Genomic DNA, 22649 nt, shown 5'->3' on the forward strand with positions numbered 1-22649 from the left:
GGCGCGTTCAGCTCTCTGGCGGAGTCGTCCGAACCGTCCCGCCGACCCTTCGCCGGCCGCCCGGTCCGCACAGAGAGCACCCCGCACCCGCCATGGCCCTCAGTCCTGTCCCGGCCCCCGGCCGCCCCACCGGACCCCCGATCGGCCACGTGCCCGGCCGCCCCACGGGGCGCCAACCCGGGGCCGGCGTCGGTACCGGCGCCGCGCGCGCGGCGCGGCCCGCGGAGCTTCCCTCGGTGCACGACGCGCTCCTCTGCGTGGCCCTGCCCGCCCTCGCGGTCTGCGCGGAGCACGGCCAGCTCACCGGCGAGGGGCCCGAGGGCGTGTACGCGGCGGGGCGAAGGCTCCTCTCCCGCTGCGTCCTGCGCGTGGCGGGGCGCGAGCCCGTCGCCCTCCAGGGCCGCATGGCGGCCGCGGACCGGGCGGTGTTCCTCGGAGTCCTCCGAGTCCCCGGGGACATGGGACCCGATCCCGGACTCACCGTCGAACGCACGCGGAGCGCCGACGGCAGCGAGCGGATCACCCTGCGCAGCGCCGTCGCCCGCCCTCTCAGGCTCCCCGTGGAAATCGCTCTGGGGTCGGATCTCGCGGACCTGGGCGCGGTGGCGTCAGGCCGGCCCGGACCCGAGCTCACCGCGAGCGTCCACGGCACCGGCCTGCGCTGGACCGGCGACGGCGGACGATCCGTCACCGTCACGGCGGACCCGCCGCCCATGGACGCCCTGGCGGCGGCGGGCGTTCTCCGCTGGGAGGCCGAGCTGGCGCCCGGGGGCACGTTCACGGTCCGGTTGCGGGTACGCGACGGCTCGCCAGGACGCCCCACCGGTTCCCCGGGCGGTGCCGGGCGGCCCGGAGGCCACGTCCTCGCCGAAGCCCTCGCCGAGGGCGACGACCCCCGTCCCGGGGAGCTGCTGCGCGCCTCCGTCGAGGACCTGCGGGCCCTGCTCCAGCGCGACCCGGCGCACCCGGCGGACGTCCACCTTGCCGCAGGCGTCCCCTGGCGCTGCGGACCCGTCACCGCCGAGGCGCTCTGGGCGGCCCGGATGGCTCTGCCCCTCGGCACCCGGCTCGCCGTCACCACCCTGCGCGCCCTCGGGCGCACCCAACTCTCCGGCGGCGGAACCGAGTCCGGCCGCATCCCGGGACCCCTCAGGGACGCCGGCCCGCACCTGCCGCCCCGCTGCACCGGCATCGAGGCCACCCTCGCCTATCCGGTCGTGCTCGCCGAGGCCCGCCGCTGGGGGCTGCCGGCGGCGGACCTCGAAGAGCTGCTGCCCGTGGCGGAGCGCTGCCTCGACTGGCTGCGCCGGACGGCCGGCGCGAGCGGGCTCGTGCCGGACCCGGGGCCCGCCGGGCCCTGGCGCGCCGAGACACAGGCACACGCGCATCGCGCGGCGCTGCTCGGAGCGGACCTGCTCGACGCCTGCGGCAGGCCCGGGGGAGGCGCACTGCGCGATGCGGCAGGGACGCTGCGCGAGCGCTTCCGGCGGGAGTTCTGGCTCGACGACCGGGCCGGCGGCCGACCCGCCGTCGCCCGCGGACCGGACGGCCGGACCTGGCCCCAGCTGGGTGGCTGGGCCGCGCATCTGCTCGACACCGGACTGCTGGGCGGCGGCCGACTCGCCCACGGGCTGCTGGACAGGACGGAGACCGAACAGGTGGCGAGACTGCTCGGCACCCCTGCCCTGGACTCCGGCTGGGGGCTGCGCAGCCTGGGTGCCAAGGAGCCGGGACACAACCCCTTCGGCCACCGTGCGGGTGCGGTGCGGGTGCACGAGACGGCGGTCGCCGTGGCAGGACTCGCCGCCCTCGGCCACGAGAAGGAGGCAGCCTCCCTGCTCCGTGGGCTGCTCGACGCGGCGGAGGCCTTCACGTACCGGCTGCCCGAGATGTACGCCGGGGAGCAGCGCACGGCGGGTGGGCGGCCGGTGCCGCACCCTGCCGCGTGCCGGCCGGCGGCCGTCGCGGCCGCCGGAGCCGTCCACGCGCTGCTCGCCCTCGCCGGAATCCGGCCGGACGCGCCGGGCCGGTCCGTGTCGACGCATCCCCTGCGGTCGGCGCCGCTCGGAGCGATCCGGTTCTCGGGGATCGTGGTCGCGGGTGAGCCGTTCGCCGTGCGGGTCGGCAGGCTCGGTCTCGGTATGGTCGAGGAGGCCGCAGAGGGCCTTCAACTGGGGGTGTGACGGGATGCCGGGCACAGACACGACGGAAGCCTCGCGGCAGGGCGCGGAAGTCAGCGCGGATGCTCCTGAGGGGCGTGCTTATCGTCAGGAAGACGACTATGATCGCGGCATGCCTCCCTACGACCCGTCGGCCTTTCCGCCCTTCGCCGTGACCGTCGATCTGGTCGTGCTCACCGTGCGCCGCCATGCGCTCTGCACCCTGGTCGTGCGACGGGGAGAGGCGCCGTACCAGGGGCGCTGGGCGCTGCCCGGCGGCTTCGTGCGCGAGGACGAGGACCTCAGCGGTGCCGCCGCGCGTGAGTTGGTCGAGGAGACGGGCCTCTGCGCCCATGACCCGGCCGCCCCACCGCCCGTACCGAGTAACGGCGCGCACCTGGAGCAGCTGGCGACGTACGGGGCGCCCGACCGTGACCCCCGCATGCGGGTGGTCAGCGTCGCGCATCTGGCGCTCGCCCCGGACCTTCCCGCACCGCGGGCCGGTGGCGACGCGAACAGTGCCCGCTGGGCGCCCGTCGAGGAGCTGCTCGGCGAGGACGTGCTCGCCGGGACCGCGGAGGCGACCGGAGCGGCCCATGCCGCCGGCGGTGCCGGGGGCTCGGGTGACGCCGGTGGCGACGGGAAGGAAGGCGGCCCGGTGGCGCTGGCCTTCGACCATGCCCGGATCCTCGCCGACGGGGTGGAGCGCGCCCGCTCCAAGATCGAGTACTCCTCCCTGGCCACCGCTTTCTGTCCGCCGGAGTTCACGGTCGGAGAGCTGCGGCGCGTCTACGAGGCCGTCTGGGGTGTGGCCCTGGATCCGCGCAACTTCCACCGGAAGGTGACCGGCACGCCCGGCTTCCTCGTTCCGGCCGGTGGGACCACGACTCGTCAGGGCGGGCGCCCGGCCCAGCTCTTCAGGGCTGGTGGGGCCACTCTCCTCAACCCGCCGATGTTGCGCCCCGAGGTCTGACAGACCGGTGCTTCCGGCGCTCCTGGGCGCCGACCCTGCACCGAAAGTCCGAAATGTAGCGTTATCTTGCTGCGGTAGCGCCGCCCTGCCGCGGAGCGGTGTCACCTACCGCGAGAGAAGCGATGCTCCAGGCAATCGGACTGACCAGCACTCCCCGCCGCGATCGCCCGCCCGCCGTGGACGATCTGACCTTCGAGGCCCGGCCGGGTGCCGTGACCGCTCTCCTCGGCGCCGCGGGCTCCGGCAAGACCACCGCGCTCCGGCTCATGCTCGAACTCGAGCCGGGCCGCGGGATCACCTACTTCCGGGGTCGGCCGCTGCACCGCATCGCCCACCCTCCGCGCGAGGTCGGCGTCCTCCTCGGCGACATCCCCGGGCACCCCTCCCGCACACTCCGGGGCCAGCTGCGGATGCTCTGCGCCGCCACGGGGGTTCCCGCCTCACGGGCCGGGGAACTCACCCGGGCCGTCGGCCTCGACGGCCTGGAGCGCCGGCGGATCGGCACCCTGCCGATCGGGGCCGATCGCCGACTCGGCCTCGCCTCCGCCCTGTTGGGTGACCCTCACACCCTGCTGCTCGACGAGCCGGGCGCCGGCCTCTCCGTACCCGAGAGCGCCTGGTTGTACGAGCTGCTTCGGGCCCACGCGGACGACGGGGGAACCGTGCTGTACACCACGGCGGACCCCAAGGACGCGGTCCGCAACGCCGACCGGGTCGTCACGCTCGACGGTGGGCGACTCGTCGCCGACCAGGAGGTCACCGAGTTCGCCCGTACCCGGCTGCGCCCCCGTGTCGCCGTCCGCACCCCGCAGGCCGCACGGCTCGCCGCGGTCGTGACCCAGGAGGCCAGGGCCGCCCGCCGGCCGGTCGAGGTCGTCGCCGAGGACGGCAACCGGCTGTCCGTCTACGGGAGCGACTGCGCGGCCGTCGGCGACACGGCGTTCCGTCACGGCGTACCGATCCACCGGCTCGCCGCGGAGACCGGCGACACCGCTGACACCTTGCCCGTTCGGCGCACTCCGGCGGGAGGGAGTCGCCTGGAGTCCGCCTCCGGACCTGGCGCCTCCGGACCTGGCGCCTCCGGACTTGGCGCCTCCGGACTTGGCGCCTCCGGACCTGGCGCCTCCGGACCCGGCGCCTCCGGACCCGGTGACCCCGTGCCCCGCGACCCTGCTGCCAGGGAGCAGGGTCGCGCCCGGAGGCCCGCCCGCTCGCCCCTGCGGCCGGTGCGGTACGAGATCCATCGCCTCCTGGGTGTGCCGTCCACCCCGCTCGTCGTGATGGCCGTCCTGCTCGGCTCCGTGACCCTCGCCCTGTTCCTCGGGCGGGGCGGGAGCGCCGCGCTGCCCGCGGTCCTGGCCGGCTGGCCCGCCCTCTCCCCGCTGCCGCCCGCGGCGCTCGGGGCCGGACTGCTCGGCGCCTTCTCCTTCGGTGAGGAGTACCGCTATCCCGCGCTCACCACGGGCCGGGGAGCCGTGCCGCGCAGGCCCGGCCTGCTGCTGGCGAAACTGGCCGTCGCGGCGGCCGTCGCCCTGGTGCTCGGGGCGGCCGTCGTCGTGGTGGATCTTGAGGTTTTGCGGTTCGTCTACGGCGGAGAGTTGGTCTCCGTACCCAAGAACTGGCCGACTCTCTGTACGAGTTGGCTGGGGCTGATCGTCGGCTGCGCCTGGGCCGGAGTCCTCGGTGCCGGGGTGTTCCGGGCGGCGGCGGCCGGTGTGGCGGCGGTTCTCGCGGTACCGGTCGCCTTCGTCCCGCTGCTCCAGAAGGTGCTGACCGGACCCTCGGTGCGGTCGGTCGCCGGACTCCCCTCGCGGCTCCGGGAGTTCGCCGGTCCGCAGTGGTCCCCGGCGGTGGATCGCTGGCTGGCGGGAGGGCTGCGGGTGCTCGGGCAGCCCGCGGGAGTGGCTCTCTCGTTGATGTTGACCGGGTTGCTCTGCGCCTATGTGTTCACCGGCCTTCGCCGTAAGGCGCGTTGGTGATCACTTGTGGACCGAAAGGTTCCGGTTCGGAGTCAACTCCCCTGAAAACTGCCTGTTATGTCCGATTAATCGTCAATTGTGTAGGGGGTGCCGATCACCCTTTCGTGTGCTTTTCACCAAAGACCTCAAGGGTCACGGAAGCAGCGCCGACAAAGGATGCGTGAGTACCCTTGCGCACACCATGATGACCGCCGCCCGCTCCGTCGACTCCGGCCTCGGCGCCCCGGGCGATCTCGACCGCTACCCCTTCGCGGAGGCGCCCGCCGCCGGCCGTGTGGGCCCGCCCTCCTGGGAGGGGGTGGACACCGACCTGGGCCGCGTCGGCCGCCGGAGCGCCGGCAACCGGGGGCGCGGGTTGCACGGCCAGCTCGTCCAGCAGCTCGGCCAGATGATCGTCTCCGGCGATCTCGGGGCCGACCGCCCGCTCGTCCCCGAGGAGATCGGCCAGCGGTTCGAGGTCTCGCGCACCGTCGTCCGCGAGTCGCTGCGCGTGCTCGAGGCCAAGGGGCTCGTCAGCGCCCGCCCGAACGTCGGCACCCGCGTCAGGCCCGTCAGTGACTGGAACCTCCTCGACCCCGACATCATCGAATGGCGCGCCTTCGGCCCGCAGCGCGACGACCAGCGCCGTGAGCTGAACGAGCTGCGCTGGACGATCGAGCCCCTGGCCGCCCGCCTCGCCGCCGGGCACGGTCGCGAGGACGTGCAGCAGCGACTCGCCGACATGGTCGAGATCATGGGCCACGCGTTCGCCCAGGGGGACGGCATCACGTTCTCCCGCGCCGACACCGAGTTCCACTCGCTCCTCATCCAGCTTGCCGGGAACCGCATGCTGGAGCACCTCTCCGGCATCGTCGGCTCGGCGCTCCACGTGTCCGGCGGCCCCGTCACGGGCTGCGACCGCCCGAGTGAGGCCTGCCTCGCGCACCACGCGCGGATCGTGGACGCGCTCGCCACGGGCGACGCCCTCGGCGCGGAGACGGCCATGCGGGCCCTGCTCACGGTCCAGCCCGAGGTGGAGCGGGTCGTCCCCGCCCCCCGCGAACACTGACCCGCGGGCCGTGGCCGGGAGCGCGGAGGTGCGGGCATCGCGCGCCGCCGGGTCCGAGCGGCGCCCGGGGAGCCCGGAAGGGTCTCCCCGGCCGATGCCAGGATTCCGGCGGCGTGAATGTACGCTGATATATTCCTCTGCGTTGATTTGTCGCACATGAGGTGTGACTCGGGCCACGAAGATTGGGCGTAACACTCCTCCGAGCCGTGCGATGACCTAAGAGGTGACAGCCGAGGAAGGAATACAGCAGCCGATGGAGGCGCTGTGCAGTTCCCCGGTCCAGCCCGCGCCGTCGGCACATTCCCCGTCGACGGTCGTCGGCTCCAGCCCGATCCAGGGCGGGGCCGGAAGCCGTTTCCATCGTTCCGAGAGGTTGTTCGTGTCGGCCAGCACATCCCGTACGCTCCCGCCGGAGATCGCCGAGTCCGAGTCTGTGATGGCGCTCATCGAGCGGGGAAAGGCTGATGGGCAGATCGCCGGCGATGACGTGCGTCGGGCCTTCGAGGCTGACCAGATTCCGCCAACCCAGTGGAAGAATGTTCTGCGCAGCCTCAATCAGATCCTCGAGGAAGAGGGTGTGACGCTGATGGTCAGTGCAGCGGAGTCGCCGAAGCGTGCCCGCAAGAGCGTCGCCGCGAAGAGCCCGGCCAAGCGCACCGCCACCAAGACCGTCACCGCCAGGACGACCGTGACGAAGACGACCGTCACGGCCGCCTCGGCCTCCGCGGCAGAGGGCGTCGACCCGGCCGACGAGGCCGGATCCGCCGCCAAGAAGGCGGCCGCGAAGAAGACCGTCGCCAAGAAGACGGTGGCCAAGAAGACCGTCGCCAAGAAGACGGCGGCCAAGAAGACCACGTCCAAGAAGGACGCCGACGAAGCCGTCGAGGGCGAAGAGCTGCTCGAGGACGTCGCGCCCGGTAAGGGCGAGGAGGAGGAGACCGAGGGCGAGAGCAAGGGCTTCGTCCTGTCCGACGACGACGAGGACGACGCTCCGGCGCAGCAGGTCGCCGTCGCCGGCGCCACCGCCGACCCGGTCAAGGACTACCTGAAGCAGATCGGCAAGGTCCCGCTCCTCAACGCCGAGCAGGAGGTCGAGCTCGCCAAGCGCATCGAGGCCGGCCTGTTCGCCGAGGACAAGCTCGCGAACTCGGACAAGCTCGCGCCGAAGCTCAAGCGCGAGCTGGAGATCATCGCCGAGGACGGCCGCCGGGCCAAGAACCACCTCCTGGAGGCCAACCTCCGTCTGGTGGTCTCGCTGGCCAAGCGCTACACCGGCCGCGGAATGCTCTTCCTGGACCTGATCCAGGAGGGCAACCTGGGTCTGATCCGCGCGGTCGAGAAGTTCGACTACACCAAGGGCTACAAGTTCTCCACGTACGCCACCTGGTGGATCCGTCAGGCGATCACCCGCGCCATGGCCGACCAGGCCCGCACCATCCGTATCCCGGTGCACATGGTCGAGGTCATCAACAAGCTCGCGCGTGTGCAGCGTCAGATGCTCCAGGACCTGGGCCGTGAGCCCACCCCGGAGGAGCTGGCCAAGGAGCTCGACATGACCCCTGAGAAGGTCATCGAGGTCCAGAAGTACGGCCGTGAGCCGATCTCCCTCCACACCCCGCTGGGTGAGGACGGCGACAGCGAGTTCGGCGACCTGATCGAGGACTCCGAGGCGGTCGTTCCGGCCGACGCGGTGAGCTTCACGCTGCTCCAGGAGCAGCTGCACTCCGTGCTCGACACGCTCTCCGAGCGTGAGGCCGGCGTCGTCTCGATGCGCTTCGGTCTCACCGACGGCCAGCCGAAGACGCTGGACGAGATCGGCAAGGTCTACGGCGTGACCCGCGAGCGGATCCGTCAGATCGAGTCGAAGACCATGTCGAAGCTGCGTCACCCGTCGCGCTCGCAGGTGCTGCGCGACTACCTCGACTGATCCGTACCTCGCCAGTCCGTGAGAGTGACGGACGCGAGGCAGGAGCGGTACGCGGAAGGGCCCGGTTCCCCGAGGGGGAGCCGGGCCCTCCGGCTGTGTGCGGTGTGCACCGCGCGGTCGTGTGCTGGACTCTGGGTGAAGCGACATCACCGGAGAGTCAGGAGGCTCCATGCGTGGTTCCCTCACCCGAGCATTGTCGGGTGCTCTTGGCCTGATCGCGGCGGCGGCGGGACAGCTGGCCACCGCCGTACCCGTGGCCGCCGACAGCGTCGTGGTGGGCGGCCGGCAGGCCCAGATCACGGACGCGCCCTGGGTCGTGGCGCTGTCCAGCCGTGACCGGTTCGGGGGTACGCGCGCGGGGCAGTTCTGCGGGGGCGTGCTCGTGGCGCCGACCAAGGTGCTCACGGCGGCCCACTGCCTGGGGCGTGAGGCCCTCGGCGGCGAACCGTGGGAGGTGCGCGACTTCGTGGTCATCGCGGGCCGCGCCGCGCTGCTTGGGCAGGGCGGGCAGGAGGTGCGGATCTCGGACACCTGGGTCAATCCCGACTACGACCCGACGACGAACTCGGGCGACGTCGCGGTACTGACGCTGGTGAGCGCGCTGCCGCAGTCGTACGTGATCGGCGTCGCCCGCACGGGAGACGCGGCGTACGCGCCGGGCACGGAGGCGGACGTCTACGGCTGGGGCGACACGACCGGCAGCGGGACCTATGCCTCCACCCTGCGGACGGCGCGGGTCCAGGTGCTGCCGGACAGCGCGTGCGAGCGGGCGTACCCGGGAGGGTTCGGCGTCCCGTACCGGCGCACCACGATGCTGTGCGCGGGCGACCCGCGCGGCGGCAGAGACGCGTGTCAGGGCGACAGCGGAGGCCCGCTCGTGGCGAAGGGGCTTCTCGTCGGCCTGGTGTCCTGGGGCAGCGGCTGTGGGCAGGCGGAGAACCCGGGGGTCTACACCCGTGTCTCGGCGGTGCTGCCGGAGAACTTCTGAGCCACGTCGGACAGTGGCGGTACGAGAACGGGCGGCCACCCCCCTTGGGATGCGGGGGTGGCCGCCCGTTGTCCGGTCATTGGCCGGATCTGGGCTCGTCGTGGATGCGAGGCGTCAGTGGTCGTCGCCCTGCGTGCGGGCCGGCACGTCCGTCAGGCGGTCCGTCTCATCCTGTATCTCAACGGCGATCTTCTTGAGTTCCGGCTCGAACTTACGTCCGTGGTGGGCGCAGAAGAGCAAGTCACCTCCGCTGGTCAGGACGACACGCAGGTAAGCCTGGGCGCCGCAGCGGTCGCAACGGTCAGCGGCCGTCAGGGGGCTCGCGGGGGTCAGAACAGTAGTCACGTCGCCTCTTCTCTAGCTCGACGAGCTGTCGTACCAGGGTCAACATCCAACCAGGCCGAAAACGTTCCCGCTCGCGGCTTTTCCTTCAAACTTCTTCGCAGGTGGCTGTCTGCTGCCGGTTGGCGGCGAATGAGCCGTATTGCGTCGCTCTACGGATTTCGCGTTGCTTGTGTCGGTCAGTCCTCCCGGCGTGGTTGCCGGTTGTTCATGAGGACGTGCCCGGAGCCTAAATGGTTCATGCGCGGAAGGGAACGTGATGTTCGCGTCACCCCATCGAGGGATCGAACATCCATGCGACGCTGGACTAGCATGAGGAATCGGGGAGGGTGGCGTAACAACGGCTCTACCAGGCATCGGTACCCTCTGACGGGTGACCGACGCCGGGCCTTACCCCACTGGGCCAGATTTCAAATTCAGCGAGGAGCGAACCGCGTGACCGCCGAAACGTCCGTGCCGTCCAGTGCGCTGCTGACCGCAGACCGTGACGCTTCCAACTACACCGCGCGGCACCTGCTCGTACTCGAAGGGCTCGAAGCGGTCCGCAAGCGCCCGGGTATGTACATCGGGTCCACCGACAGTCGCGGCCTGATGCACTGCATCTGGGAGATCATCGACAACTCCGTCGACGAGGCCCTCGGGGGCTACTGCGACCACATCGAGGTCGTCCTCCACGACGACGGCTCCGTCGAGGTCCAGGACAACGGCCGGGGCATCCCGGTCGACGTGGAGCCGAAGACCGGACTCTCCGGAGTCGAGGTCGTCATGACCAAGCTGCACGCCGGCGGAAAGTTCGGTGGCGGATCGTACGCCGCGTCCGGCGGTCTGCACGGCGTCGGCGCCTCCGTGGTCAACGCCCTGTCGGCCCGCCTCGACGTCGAGGTCGACCGGAACAGCGCCACGCACGCGATCAGCTTCCGCCGGGGCGTGCCGGGCATCTTCACGGAGCAGGGCCCCGACAGTCCCTTCGACCCGGGCAACGGCCTGCGCAAGGGCAAGCGCGTCCCCAAGAACCGCACCGGCACGCGCGTGCGCTACTGGGCGGACCGGCAGATCTTCCTCAAGGACGCCAAGCTCTCCCTGGAGACGCTGCACCAGCGCGCCCGGCAGACCGCCTTCCTCGTGCCCGGCCTCACCATCGTCGTCCGCGACGAGCGGGACCTCGCGGGGATCGGCAAGAGCGAGGAGACCTTCCGCTTCGACGGCGGCATCAGCGAGTTCTGCGAGTACCTCGCGCAGGACAAGGCCGTCTGCGACATCCAGCGCCTCACTGGCCAGGGCACCTTCAAGGAGACCGTCCCGGTCCTGGACGAGCGTGGCCACATGACCCCGACCGAGGTCACCCGTGAGCTCGCCGTCGATGTCGCCCTGCGCTGGGGCACCGGCTACGACGCGACGGTCAAGTCCTTCGTCAACATCATCGCCACCCCCAAGGGCGGCACCCACGTCTCGGGCTTCGAGCAGGCCATCACCAAGACGGTGAACGAGGTGCTGCGCTCCTCGAAGATGCTGCGCGTCGCCGAGGACGACGTCGTCAAGGACGACGCCCTGGAGGGGCTCACGGCCGTCGTGACGGTCCGCCTCGCCGAGCCGCAGTTCGAGGGGCAGACCAAGGAGGTCCTCGGTACGTCCGCGGCCCGCCGGATCGTGGCGAACGTGGTCGCCAAGGAGCTCAAGGCCTTCCTCACCTCCACCAAGCGGGACGACAAGGCGCAGGCCCGTGCCGTCCTGGAGAAGGCCGTCGCCGCCGCCCGGACGCGCATCGCGGCCCGCCAGCACAAGGACGCGCAGCGCCGGAAGACCGCGCTCGAGTCCTCCTCGCTGCCGGCCAAGCTGGCCGACTGCCGCAGCGACGACGTGGAGCGCAGCGAGCTCTTCATCGTCGAGGGGGACTCGGCCCTCGGTACGGCCAAGCTCGCCCGCAACAGCGAGTTCCAGGCCCTGCTGCCGATCCGCGGCAAGATCCTCAACGTCCAGAAGTCGTCCGTCTCGGACATGCTGAAGAACGCCGAGTGCGGGGCGATCATCCAGGTCATAGGAGCGGGCTCGGGCCGCACCTTCGACATCGACGCGGCCCGATACGGGAAGATCGTCCTCCTGGTCGACGCCGACGTCGACGGCGCCCACATCCGCTGCCTGCTGCTCACGCTCTTCCAGCGCTACATGCGGCCGATGGTCGAGGCCGGGCGGGTCTTCGCCGCCGTGCCCCCGCTGCACCGGATCGAGCTCGTCCAGCCCAAGAAGGGCCAGGACAAGTACGTCTACACGTACTCGGACAACGAGCTGCGCCAGACCCTGCTGGAGTACCAGCGCAAGGGCGTCCGCTACAAGGACTCCATCCAGCGCTACAAGGGTCTGGGCGAGATGGACGCCGACCAGCTCGCGGAGACCACGATGGACCCGCGTCACCGCACCCTGCGCCGGATCAACATCGGCGACCTGGACGCGGCGGAGCAGGTCTTCGACCTGCTCATGGGCAACGACGTGGCGCCCCGCAAGGAGTTCATCACCGGCTCCGCGGCGACCCTCGACCGCTCGCGCATCGACGCCTGAGCGCTCCACCCGTGGGTGGAGCCACACGCTCCACCCACGGGCCGATCACACGGCCTTCGACTCTCCGTAGCATTGATGTGACGGAGGGGGACAGGCATGAACGAGAAGCGCGAGCGGACGGACACGAGGACCGGCACGGCCCAGGAGGGCTCCTGGAGCTCCTGGCCCTCACGGGAGGCGCTCACCCGCCTGGGAGTGCCCCGGGGCCGGATCGTCCTGGACTACAGCATGATCACGGCCCTGAGCGTCTGGGTGCTCGTCGGCTGCTACACCTCGGGAGGGTTCGACGGCTGGTACGCGCCGTTGCCGCCCCTCGGCTACGGGCTCTGTGTGGCGGCGGCGCTCGGCTACCACCACACGACCCTCGACCACCGGCCCGCGGCCTCGCTGGGGCTGCTCGGGGTGATAGCCCTGGGCGGCCTCGGGGCCTACGCGGCCGGGGCGCCGACGCCCGCGACCGTGTTGTGGATAGTCGTCTCGATCATGGCGATGGAGCGGCTTCCGCTGCCCTTCGGCCTGGCCACCGTGGCCGTGCTCGTCCCCGGCTTCGTGGAGGCAGACGAGACCGGGATCCTGGGGGCTGGCCTCACGACCGGGACCGTGCTGCTCGCGGGCTACTCGCTCCGGCTGGATGCCCATGCCCGCGGCGCCGGTTTCCAGCTGCTCGCCCAGGAGCGGCTCGCCCGGGAGGCCGAGGCCGCGTCGGCCGCGCTGGCCGAGAGAGCCAGGATCGCCCGCGAGATACACGACGTGCTCGCCCACAGCCTCTCCGCCCAGATGGTGCACCTGGAGGTCGCACGGCTCCAGATCGAGGCGGGTGCGGATCGGAGCGAGGTCCTCAAGCTCGTCACCTCGGCCCGCTCCATGGCCAGAGAGGGGCTCGCGGAGACCCGGCACGCGCTGTCGGCACTGCGCGGTGACATGCTGCCCGTCGAGGAATACCTGCGGGAGCTGGCCCGGGAGGACCGCGCCGAGGTCGATGTCAGCGGAGAGCGTCGGAACCTGCCGGCCGAGGCCTCCCAGGCGGTGCGGCGTGTGGCGCAGGAGGCTCTGACGAACGTGCGCAAGCACGCCCCCGGCGCCCGGACCCGGATCCGGTTCGCCTATGAGGCCGATGAGATCTCCCTGGAGATACGTGACTCCGGGCCACCTCCCGCGGCCGAGGGAGAGGGGTACGGGCTCGGCTCGTCCGGCAGCGGGTACGGACTGCTCGGGATGAGGGAGCGGGCCGAACTGCTCGGCGGCAGTCTGGACGCGGGGCCGGACGGGCCGGGATTCGCCGTACGGCTGCGGGTGCCGGCATGAACGCCGACGAGAGGGCCGTGGGTCTGCCCCGGCTGGAGGACGTCGATTCCTGGGAGGGAGCTCGGGCGGTGCGGGTGGTGGTGGCCGACGATCAGGCCGTGGTGCGTGAGGGGATCGTGATGCTGCTCGGGCTGCTTGCCGGGGTCGAGGTCGTCGGGTCCGCCCGGGACGGGGAGGAAGCGGTCGCGCTGACCGCCGAACTCGCGCCCGACGTGGTCCTGATGGACCTGCGCATGCCGCGCTGCGACGGTGTCGAGGCCACCCGCCGGATCCGTGAGCGGCACCCCGGGACGGAGATCGTGGTGCTCACCACCTACGCCGACGACGAATCACTCTTCCCGGCGCTGCGGGCCGGGGCGCGCGGGTACCTGACCAAGGACGCGGGCGGGGAGGAGATCGCCAGGGCCCTGCGGGACGTGACCGACGGGCGGGCGGGACTTTCCCCCACGGTGCAGCGGCGGTTGCTGGAGCAGCTGTTGGACCGGGGCGAGGGGCCCGAGCGGGCGGGGCCGTCGGGTGGGACCGGACCGGGGACGGCGGATCAGGCGGCTACCGCCGGGCCCGTGGTCCCGGGAGCCGATGGGCTCACCGAGCGGGAGACTGAGGTACTCGTGCTCGTGGCCGACGGGCTCTCCAACCAGGAGATCGCCGGGCGGCTGCGGATCTCCACGGCCACCGTGAAGACCCATATCAACAATCTCTTCGCCAAGACGGGGGTGCGCGACCGGGCGCAGGCCGTGCGGTACGCATATCAGCACGGTCTGGTCAGGGCACCTGGGCGGAGAGTCACCTGATGGGGTGAACAGCGAGAGGAGAAGAGTCCGGGATCTTCCCGCTCTGTCCATCCTTGGGCACGCGGCCGAAACGGTTCGCTTGACAAGGAGAGTTGGCCGGTGGAGCAGGTGGACAAGCAGGAGGGGCTCGACGCTTCGGCGGCGCCCTTCGACGACCCCTGGTACGACGCGACGGCCTCCGGCCGGGACGAGCGCGCGGGGGTCGGGGCTCCCGGTGACGGCCGCCCCGACGCGGTGCCGCGACAGCGGGTCCACAGCGCGGCGGAGATCTATCTGGAAGTGCAGCGGAGTCCTGCCTTCCAGGAGGTGCGCAGCCGCTACCGCCGGTTCGTCTTCCCGGCCGCCCTCGCGTTCCTCCTCTGGTACCTCGCCTACGTCGTGGCGGCGACCGCCGCTCCAGGACTCATGGCGCGGCAGGTCGTCGGGGTGGTGAACGTGGCGATGGTGGCGGGGCTCGGGCAGTTCCTCACGACCTTCCTGCTGACCTGGGCGTACGCGCGCCACGCGCGGCTTCGCAGGGACCGGGCCGCGCTCGACCTGCGCTGGGACACCCAGGAGATGACCCGAGGGGTGGCGCAGCCGTGACCGCGAACCACCAGACCCTGGCGCTCGTGCTGTTCTGCGTCTTCATCGCCGTCACCCTGGGGATCACCACCTGGGTGAGCCGCAACCGGCGTGGTTCGGCCGAGGAGTTCTACGCCGGGGGCCGGCTCTTCTCGCCCCTGGAGAACGGATTCGCCATCGCCGGCGACTACATGTCGGCGGCCTCGTTCCTCGGCATCTCCGGGCTGATCGCCCTCTACGGCTACGACGGCATGCTGTACTCCGTCGGGTTCCTGGTCGCCTGGCTGGTCGTGCTGCTGCTCGTGGCCGAACTGGTCCGCAACTGCGGGCGGTTCACCCTCGCCGACGTCGTCGCCGCGCGGATGTCCGAGCGCCCGGTGCGGATCGCCGCGGGCACGTCCTCGGTGGCCGTCTCCGTGCTGTACCTCGTGGCCCAGATGGTGGGAGCCGGAAGCCTGGTCGCGCTGCTGCTCGGCGGCACCAGCGAGGCGGCCCGCTCCTGGACGGTGATCGGCGTCGGCGCGCTGATGGTGATCTACGTGTCGCTCGGCGGCATGCGGGCCACCACCTGGATCCAGATCGTCAAGGCGGTCCTGCTCATGGCGGGCACGATCGCGCTCACCGTCCTGGTCCTGCTGCGGTTCCACGGGGATGTGAACAGCCTGCTCTCCACGGCGGCCGAACGCAGTGGCCACGGCCTGGACTTCCTCGCCCCCGGGCTCCGCTACGGCGGCGACTGGACGGCCCGCCTCGACTTCATCAGCCTCGGCCTCGCCCTGGTGCTCGGCACGGCGGGACTGCCCCACATCCTGTCGCGCTTCTACACCGTGCCGACCGCCCGGGCCGCCCGCCGATCGGTCGTCTGGTCCATCGGGCTCATCGGCAGCTTCTACCTGATGACCATCGTGCTGGGCTTCGGCGCGGCCGCCCTGATCGGTCCCGACGAGGTCCGCGCGTCCAACGCGTCCGGGAACACCGCCGTACCGCTGCTCGCCCTCGACCTCGGCGGCGGCGCGGGCTCCACCGGTGGCACCGTGCTCTTCGCGATCGTCGCCGCCGTCGCCTTCGCGACCATCCTCGCCGTCGTCGCGGGGATCACCCTCGCCTCCTCGGCGTCCGTCGCCCACGACCTGTACGCCTCGCTGCGCCGCCGGCACGCGAAGCAGTACAGCGAGGTGACCGTGGCCCGGATCGCCGCCGCGGGGATCGGCGCGGCTGCGATCGGCCTGGGGCTGCTCGCCCGCGACCTCAACGTGGCCTTCCTCGTCGGGCTGGCCTTCGCGGTCGCGGCCTCCGCCAATCTGCCGGTGCTGCTCTACTCGCTGTTCTGGCGGAGGTTCACCACTCGGGGTGCGGTCTGGTCGGTGTACGGCGGTCTGATCCCGGCGGTGCTGCTCGTTCTGGTCTCGCCGGTGGTCTCCGGCAGTCCCGAATCGCTGTTCCCCGGTGTCGACTTCCACCTCTTCCCGCTGCAGAACCCGGGAGCGGTCTCCATTCCGCTGGGCTTCCTCGCCGGGTGGATCGGGACCGTGACGTCGACCGAGCCGCCCGACGAGGCGCGGCACGCCGAGGCCGAGGTCCGGTCGCTGACCGGCGCCGGCGCCGCCTGACGAACCCCGGAACCAGGCCTCCACCGGCGGACGGGCATCAGCCGGTGGAGGGCGCGGTGGGCCTCTGCTCGGAGGGCGAGGCGGGCCTCAGTCGGTGGGTGCGGTGGGCCTCAGCCGGTGGGCGGCGAGGTCGCCCAGGCGTAGCGGTGTTCCGGGCGGCCCGTCTCGCCGTACCGGAGCGACAGGCGGACCCTGCCGGTGCGTTCGAGGAGCTTGAGGTAGCGCTGGGCGGTCTGGCGGCTGACGCCGGCCCGCTCGGCGATCTCCTGGGCCGACAGCGGCCCGCCGGCGGCGAGCAGCACCTGGCGGACCAGCTCGGCCGTCGTGGGGGAGTGGCCCTTCGGCAGGTCCGGGGCCACGGAGCCCGCCGAAAGGACCCCGAAGATCCGGTCCACCTCGGCCTGCTCCGCCTCGCCGCCGCTCTCCAGGGTGCGGCGGAGCGTCGCGTACGCCTCCAGCTTGGCGCGCAGCCCGGCGAAGTTGAACGGCTTGACCAGGTACTGGAGGGCGCCGTGCCGCATCGCCGCCTGCACGGTGGCCACGTCCCGGGCCGCCGTCACCATGATCACGTCGCACTGGTGGCCACGCGCGCGGAGCTCCCGTACGGCAGCCAGCCCGTTCTCGTCGGGCAGGTAGTGGTCCAGGAGGATCAGGTCGACCGGCTGCTCGTCCAGGGCGGCGAGAGCCTCGGCGGTCGAGTGGGCGGTGGCGGCGACGCGGAAGCCGGGCACCTTGGCGACGTAGGCGGCGTTGATCCGGGCGACCAGCACGTCGTCGTCGACGACGAGGACGTCGATCATCGGGCCTCCTCGACGGGCCCCGGAACCGGCCCAGGGACCGTCGTGTCCGGTTCGGGCTGCGGCCTCCGGACCGTCGTGTCCGGTTCGGGCTCAGGCCCCCGGACAGCCAGGTCCGGCGCCGGCTCGGTCAGGGCGTCCGGGAGGACGACCGTGAACTCCGCGCCCCCGTCGAGCCCGTCGGTCACCCGCGCGGTGCCGCCCCGCCGCTCGGCGAGCCGGCGCACCAGGGCGAGACCGAGGCCGCGCTTTCCGTGCGACGGAAGCGCCTTCGTCGACCAGCCCTCGGTGAAGATCAGCTCGCGGCGCTCCTCGGGAACCCCCGGGCCGCTGTCCGCGACCCGCAGCACGACCGTACGCCCCTCGGTGCGGAACGAGACGTCGATACGGGCGCCCGGGGTGCCCGCGACGGCGTCCAGGGCGTTGTCGACCAGGTTGCCGACGACGGTGACCAGCTCGCGCGGGTCGACGAGCCGGTCCGGCAGCAGCGAGTCGGGGGCGAGCCGCAGCGAGGCGCCCCGCTCGGCGGCGACGGTCGCCTTGCCGACCAGGAGCGCCGCGAGGAGCGGGTCGTGGACCTTCTCCGTGACCTGCTCGGCGGTGGCCCGGTGCACGCCGACCACCTCGGTGACGAACTCGACCGCCTCCTCGTGCATCTCCAGCTCCAGCAGCCCCAGGAGGGTGTGCATCCGGTTGGCGTGCTCGTGGTCCTGGGCACGCAGGGCGTCGATCAGGCCCCGGGTGGAGTCCAGCTCGCGCCCGAGCCGCTCCAGCTCGGTGCGGTCGCGGAGGGTCGCCACGGCGCCGCCGTCGTCCGTCGGCATCCGGTTGGCGATGAGCACCCGGTGCCCACGGACGGTGAGCAGGTCCTCGCCCGTCACCCGGCCCGCCAGGACGTCGGCGGTACGGCCCCGGCCCAGGACCTCGTCGAGCGGCCGGCCCGCCGCCTCGGGGCCGAGGCCCAGGAGCCGCTGCGCCTCGTCGTTCATGAGCCGGACGGAGCCGTTGCGGTCCAGGGCCACGACCCCTTCGCGGATGCCGTGCAGCATGGCCTCGCGTTCGGCGAGCAGCGCCGAGATGTCGGAGAAGGCCAGGTCGTGGGTCTGCCGCTGAAGGCGCCGGGAGATCAGGTACGCGGCCAGGGCGCCGGCCGCGAGTGCCCCGCCCGCGTAGGCGAGGAGGCCCGGGATCGCGGCGAGGAGCCGGTCGCGGACGCTGTCGTACTCGATGCCGACCGAGACCGCGCCGACGATCCGCCCGTCCGCGTCCCGCAGCGGCGTCTTGCCGCGTGCCGAGCGGCCCAGGGTGCCGCTGTCGATCTCCATCACCTCGCGCCCGGCGAGGACGTCGGTCGGATCGGTGGAGACGCGCCTGCCGATCGCGGCGGGATCGGTGTGCGACCAGCGCACCCCGCGCGTGTCCATGACGACGACGTACTCGGCGCCCGTGGAGGTCCGGATCCGCTCGGCCTCCGTCTGCACGGGCCCCCGCGCCGACGGCCGCGTACCGGTGAGGTCCGCGGCCAGCCGGGGTGACGCCGTGGTCCCCGCGATGGCCAGGGCGCGCCGCATCGCCTGGTCGTCCAGCTGGGCGCTGAGCGGGGCCAGGAAGAGGCCGGTGGCGAGGACCGTGACACCGGTCGCGATGGCCAGCTGCATCAGCAGGACCTGCGAGAACACCCGCTGCGGCCAGCCGAACCGCCGACGGCGCGCACGCGGGCGCGGGGGGCTGGTCTGTGCGGGGCTCATGCCGGAAACGGTAAGCGGCCACGCCCCGGGACCGGAAATGGCGTCGGCGCGGGTGTCCGTGCGGAAACCTATTCTGGGGATCCCACAGCCGTGGGACCCGAAGGAACCGGAGGCACGTCCCTTGACCACGCAGCAGATCCCCGTCGTCGTCCTGGCCGGGTTTCTCGGCGCGGGGAAGACCACGCTCCTCAACCATCTGCTGCGCAGCTCACGGGGGACCCGTATCGGCGTCATGGTCAACGACTTCGGCGACATCGGCATCGACGCGATGAGGATCGCCGGGCAGGTCGGCTCCACCGTCTCCCTCGGCAACGGCTGCCTGTGCTGTGCCGTCGACGCGAGCGAGCTCGACGAGTACCTGGAGGTCCTCACCCGCCCCGAGTCGCGGCTCGATGTGATCGTGATCGAGGCGAGCGGCCTCGCCGAGCCGCAGGAACTGGTCCGGATGGTCCTCGCCAGCGAGAACGAGCGGATCGTGTACGGCGGGCTCGTCCAGGTCGTCGACGCGGCCGAGTTCTCCGCGACCCGGGAGCGGCACCCCGAGACCGACCGGCACCTGCCGATCGCCGACCTCGTGGTCGTGAACAAGACCGACCGGGTCTCCGGGGCCGAGCTGCTCGCCGTCCACGAGACGGTGGGGGGTCTTGCCGGGAAGGCCGTGGTCGTCGACGCCACCCACGGGCGGATCGACCCGGAGCTGCTCTTCGACCGGGTGGTTCCCGAGGGGGAGATCGAGGGGCAGATGTCGATCGAGGACATCCTGTACGGGGAGGGCGACGGTGACGGTGACCCGCGGGCCCACACCCACGCGTCGTACGAGACCGTCTCCCTGACCGCTGCCACTCCGCTCCACCCGCGCCGGCTGATGGCCTTCCTCGACGCGCGGCCCGAGGGTCTCTACCGGATCAAGGGCTTCGTCGACTTCGGCGCCGCCGATCCGGACAACCGCTACGCCGTGCACGCGGTCGGCCGGTTCCTGCGCTTCTACCCGGAGCGGTGGCCCGAGGGCGAGGAGCGGCTCACCCGGCTCGTCCTGATCGGGTCCGGCGTCGACGCGGCCGGTCTGGGCAAGGAGCTGGCGGAGTGCGAGCAGAACGGCCCGCAGGACACCCCCGACGACACGAGCATGTGGGGTGTCCTGCGGTACGTGCAGCGCACGGAGGACGAGCCGGAGGCGGCGTCCTAGGGCGCCCCGGAGGCGTCCTGGGACCAGGACGCCTCCGGGGTCTCTGCCAGCGCCCGGCGGGCGGATCAGGGCCGGGGCCGCGGCTATCCGGCCCTGATCCGCCGGACAGGCCCTAGACCGCCGGACGCCTAGACCGCCGGACAGGCCCTAGACCGCCGGGCTCGCCACCACGTCCACCGGGTGGGCGAGCGGGGTGCCCGAGCCGTCGCGGCGGGGGTCGACGTCCGGGAGTTCCACCGGGGTGCCGGTCTTCTGGGCGGCGCGGGCCGGGGTGGTGCCCGCCCAGGCCAGGATCAGGACGTCCTCGCCCTTCAGGAAGCGCTGGCAGCGGACGCCGCCGGTCGCGCGGCCCTTGCGCGGGTACTGGTCGAAGGGCGTCAGCTTCGCCGACGTACCCGACGAGGAGTCGAGCGTGCCAGTGGAGCCCGCGACGGTGAAGACGACGGCGTCCGTCGCCGGGTCGATCGCCGTGAACGAGATCACGTCGGCGCCGTCCGTCAGCTTGACGCCCGCCATACCGCCGGCCGGTCGGCCCTGGGGCCGTACCTGCGCGGCCGGGTAGCGCAGGAGCTGGGCGTCGGAGGTGATGAAGACCAGGTCCTCCTCGCCCGTTCGCAGCTCGGTCGCGCCGACGATCCGGTCGCCCTCCTTGAGGGTGATGACCTCCAGCTCGTCCTTGTTCGCCGGATAGTCCGGGACCACACGCTTCACCACACCCTGGAGGGTGCCCAGGGCGAGCCCCGGCGAGGCCTCGTCGAGGGTGGTCAGGCAGACCACTGTCTCGTCCGCCTCCAGGGACAGGAACTCGGACAGCGGCGCGCCGCCCGCCAGGTTCGGCGCGGACGCCGTGGCCGGGAGCTGCGGCAGGTCGATCACCGCGATCCGGAGCAGTCGGCCGGCCGAGGTCACCGCGCCGATGTCACCGCGCTGGGTGGCGGCCACCGACGACAGGATCACGTCGTGCTTGACGCGGGTGGCGTCCGGGTCGACCGGGGGCAGCTCCGCCGTCGCCGTACGGGCGAGCAGTCCGGTCGAGGAGAGCAGCACACGGCACGGGTCGTCCGCGACCTCCAGGGAGACGGCCGCGACGGGCGCGCCCGCCGACTCGAGCAGGACCGTACGCCGGTCCGTGGCGAACTTCTTGGCGACCGCGGCCAGTTCCGCCGAGACCAGCTTGCGCAGCTCCGCGTCGGAGTCGAGGATCCCGGTCAGCTCGTCGATCTCGCCGTTGAGCCGGTTCTGCTCGGTCTCCAGCTCGATCCGGTCGAACTTGGTGAGGCGGCGCAGCGGGGTGTCCAGGATGTACTGCGTCTGGATCTCGCTGAGCGAGAAGCGCTCGATCAGGCGCTCCTTGGCCTGTGCCGAGTTCTCGCTCTCGCGGATCAGCCGGATGACCTCGTCGATGTCGAGCAGGGCGACGAGCAGGCCCTCCACCAGGTGGAGCCGGTCGCTCTTCTTGGTGCGGCGGAACTCGGAGCGGCGCCGGACGACCTCGAAGCGGTGGTCGAGGTAGACCTCGAGGAGTTCCTTGAGGCCGAGCGTCAGCGGCTGGCCGTCCACCAGCGCCACGTTGTTGATGCCGAAGGACTCCTCCATCGGCGTCAGCTTGTAGAGCTGCTCCAGGACGGCCTCGGGCACGAAGCCGTTCTTGATCTCGATGACCAGGCGCAGGCCGTGGTTGCGGTCGGTCAGGTCCTTGACGTCCGCGATGCCCTGGAGCTTCTTGGAACCGACCAGGTCCTTGATCTTGGAGATGACCTTCTCGGGGCCGACCGTGAACGGCAGCTCGGTCACGACGATGCCCTTGCGGCGCGCCGTCACCGTCTCCACGCTCGTCGTGGCGCGGATCTTGAACGAGCCGCGACCCGACTCGTACGCGTCCTTGATGCCGGAGAGGCCGACGATCCGGCCGCCGGTCGGCAGGTCGGGGCCGGGCACGAAACGCATCAGCGTCTCGAGGTCGGCGCCCGGGTGGCGGATCAGGTGGCGGGCGGCCGCGACGACCTCGCCGAGGTTGTGCGGGGGCATGTTGGTCGCCATGCCGACCGCGATGCCCGACGCGCCGTTGACCAGCAGGTTCGGGTAGGCGGCGGGCAGTGCCACCGGCTCCCGCTCCTGGCCGTCGTAGTTCGGCGTGAAGTCGACCGTGTCCTCGTCGATGGACTCGGTCATGAGCAGGGCGGCCGGGGCCATCCGGGACTCGGTGTACCGCATGGCGGCCGGCGGGTCGTCGTTGCCCAGGGAACCGAAGTTGCCGTGGCCGTCGACCAGCGGGAGACGCATGGAGAAGGGCTGCGCCATGCGGACCATGGCGTCGTAGATCGACGCGTCGCCGTGCGGGTGGAGCTTGCCCATCACCTCGCCGACGACGCGGGCGCACTTGACGAAGCCGCGGTCGGGGCGGAGCCCCATCTCGCCCATCTGGTAGACGATGCGGCGCTGGACGGGCTTCATGCCGTCCCGGGCGTCCGGCAGGGCACGCGAGTAGATCACCGAGTACGCGTACTCGAGGAAGGAGCCCTGCATCTCGTCGACAACGTCGATGTCGAGGATTCGCTCCTCGAACGCGTCGTCCGGCGGCGGTGTCTTCGTGCTGCGGCGGGCCATCGCGGCTGCGGCTCCTTCACCAACAAGGTTGATCTGACGCGGACCATTGTGGACTGTGCCACCGACAAC

17 protein-coding genes are annotated in these 22649 nt (G+C 72.0%); 12 read left to right on the forward strand and 5 right to left on the reverse strand.

Going from position 1 to position 22649, the window contains the following annotated elements:
- The first annotated feature begins 92 nt into the window (after positions 1–92).
- The 4 genes from E0F75_RS32760 to E0F75_RS32775 all read left to right on the forward strand — a co-directional run bounded on the left by E0F75_RS32760 (position 93) and on the right by E0F75_RS32775 (position 6159).
- A complete protein-coding gene (locus E0F75_RS32760) occupies positions 93–2183 on the forward strand; it encodes a glycogen debranching N-terminal domain-containing protein (protein WP_229314593.1) in 2091 nt (696 codons plus the stop codon).
- 109 nt (positions 2184–2292) lie between these two features.
- Positions 2293–3132, forward strand: coding sequence for an NUDIX domain-containing protein (locus E0F75_RS32765; protein ID WP_229314594.1), 840 nt, complete (start codon positions 2293–2295; stop codon positions 3130–3132).
- A gap of 122 nt (positions 3133–3254) precedes the next feature.
- The gene (locus E0F75_RS32770) at positions 3255–5111 is read left to right on the forward strand and encodes an ATP-binding cassette domain-containing protein (RefSeq protein ID WP_229314595.1); all 1857 of its coding nucleotides are present in this window, start codon (positions 3255–3257) and stop codon (positions 5109–5111) included.
- A gap of 160 nt (positions 5112–5271) precedes the next feature.
- Positions 5272–6159 carry a FadR/GntR family transcriptional regulator gene (locus E0F75_RS32775; protein ID WP_229314596.1) on the forward strand — a complete coding sequence of 296 codons (888 nt, stop codon included), beginning with the start codon at positions 5272–5274 and terminating at the stop codon, positions 6157–6159.
- Between the two features lie 216 nt (positions 6160–6375).
- On the opposite strand, the gene E0F75_RS32780 is transcribed toward E0F75_RS32775, so the two are convergent.
- Positions 6376–6606: a hypothetical protein gene (locus E0F75_RS32780; protein ID WP_188266940.1), complete on the reverse strand. Its 231-nt coding sequence runs from the start codon at positions 6604–6606 to the stop codon at positions 6376–6378.
- On the opposite strand from E0F75_RS32780, the gene E0F75_RS32785 reads away from it, so the two are divergent.
- Entirely contained in the window at positions 6539–8086 is a 1548-nt protein-coding gene (locus E0F75_RS32785) for an RNA polymerase sigma factor (RefSeq protein ID WP_229314597.1), read from the forward strand. The two genes, E0F75_RS32780 and E0F75_RS32785, sit on opposite strands and share 68 nt — an antisense overlap.
- 169 nt (positions 8087–8255) lie before the next feature.
- Positions 8256–9074 carry a serine protease gene (locus tag E0F75_RS32790; protein WP_229314598.1) on the forward strand — a complete coding sequence of 273 codons (819 nt, stop codon included), beginning with the start codon at positions 8256–8258 and terminating at the stop codon, positions 9072–9074.
- A gap of 114 nt (positions 9075–9188) precedes the next feature.
- On the opposite strand, the gene E0F75_RS32795 is transcribed toward E0F75_RS32790, so the two are convergent.
- The gene (locus E0F75_RS32795; RefSeq protein ID WP_015036683.1) at positions 9189–9419 is read right to left on the reverse strand and encodes a hypothetical protein; all 231 of its coding nucleotides are present in this window, start codon (positions 9417–9419) and stop codon (positions 9189–9191) included.
- A 432-nt stretch (positions 9420–9851) separates the two neighbouring features.
- On the opposite strand from E0F75_RS32795, the gene E0F75_RS32800 reads away from it, so the two are divergent.
- The 5 genes from E0F75_RS32800 (at position 9852) to E0F75_RS32820 (ending at position 16242) form a co-directional block, all read left to right on the forward strand.
- Positions 9852–11969, forward strand: coding sequence for a type IIA DNA topoisomerase subunit B (locus E0F75_RS32800; RefSeq protein ID WP_229314599.1), 2118 nt, complete (start codon positions 9852–9854; stop codon positions 11967–11969).
- Positions 11970–12065: 96 nt separating this feature from the next.
- Positions 12066–13274: a sensor histidine kinase gene (locus E0F75_RS32805; RefSeq protein ID WP_229314600.1), complete on the forward strand. Its 1209-nt coding sequence runs from the start codon at positions 12066–12068 to the stop codon at positions 13272–13274.
- Positions 13271–14068 carry a response regulator transcription factor gene (locus E0F75_RS32810; RefSeq protein ID WP_267499841.1) on the forward strand — a complete coding sequence of 266 codons (798 nt, stop codon included), beginning with the start codon at positions 13271–13273 and terminating at the stop codon, positions 14066–14068. Before E0F75_RS32805 ends, E0F75_RS32810 begins: the two co-directional genes overlap by 4 nt.
- Positions 14069–14167: 99 nt before the next feature.
- Positions 14168–14653: a DUF485 domain-containing protein gene (locus tag E0F75_RS32815; RefSeq protein WP_229314601.1), complete on the forward strand. Its 486-nt coding sequence runs from the start codon at positions 14168–14170 to the stop codon at positions 14651–14653.
- Positions 14650–16242, forward strand: coding sequence for a cation acetate symporter (locus E0F75_RS32820; RefSeq protein WP_229314602.1), 1593 nt, complete (start codon positions 14650–14652; stop codon positions 16240–16242). The genes E0F75_RS32815 and E0F75_RS32820 overlap by 4 nt, the downstream gene beginning before the upstream one ends.
- 110 nt (positions 16243–16352) lie before the next feature.
- On the opposite strand, the gene E0F75_RS32825 is transcribed toward E0F75_RS32820, so the two are convergent.
- Positions 16353–17042, reverse strand: a complete 690-nt coding sequence (locus tag E0F75_RS32825) for a response regulator (RefSeq protein ID WP_229314603.1) — start codon at positions 17040–17042, stop codon at positions 16353–16355.
- Positions 17039–18787 (reverse strand): sensor histidine kinase, encoded by a 1749-nt coding sequence (locus tag E0F75_RS32830; RefSeq protein WP_229314604.1) that lies wholly within the window; start codon positions 18785–18787, stop codon positions 17039–17041. The genes E0F75_RS32825 and E0F75_RS32830 overlap by 4 nt, the downstream gene beginning before the upstream one ends.
- Positions 18788–18908: 121 nt before the next feature.
- Between E0F75_RS32830 and E0F75_RS32835 the strand changes: the two genes are divergently transcribed.
- Positions 18909–19973, forward strand: a complete 1065-nt coding sequence (locus E0F75_RS32835) for a GTP-binding protein (RefSeq protein WP_229314605.1) — start codon at positions 18909–18911, stop codon at positions 19971–19973.
- A 147-nt stretch (positions 19974–20120) separates the two neighbouring features.
- Here E0F75_RS32835 and E0F75_RS32840 read toward each other — a convergent pair whose 3' ends face one another.
- Positions 20121–22580 (reverse strand): DNA topoisomerase (ATP-hydrolyzing) subunit A, encoded by a 2460-nt coding sequence (locus tag E0F75_RS32840; RefSeq protein WP_229314606.1) that lies wholly within the window; start codon positions 22578–22580, stop codon positions 20121–20123.
- Positions 22581–22649 lie beyond the last annotated feature (69 nt).

Source organism: Streptomyces sp. CB02980, assembly GCF_014451325.2.
Taxonomy (GTDB): Bacteria; Actinomycetota; Actinomycetes; order Streptomycetales; family Streptomycetaceae; genus Streptomyces.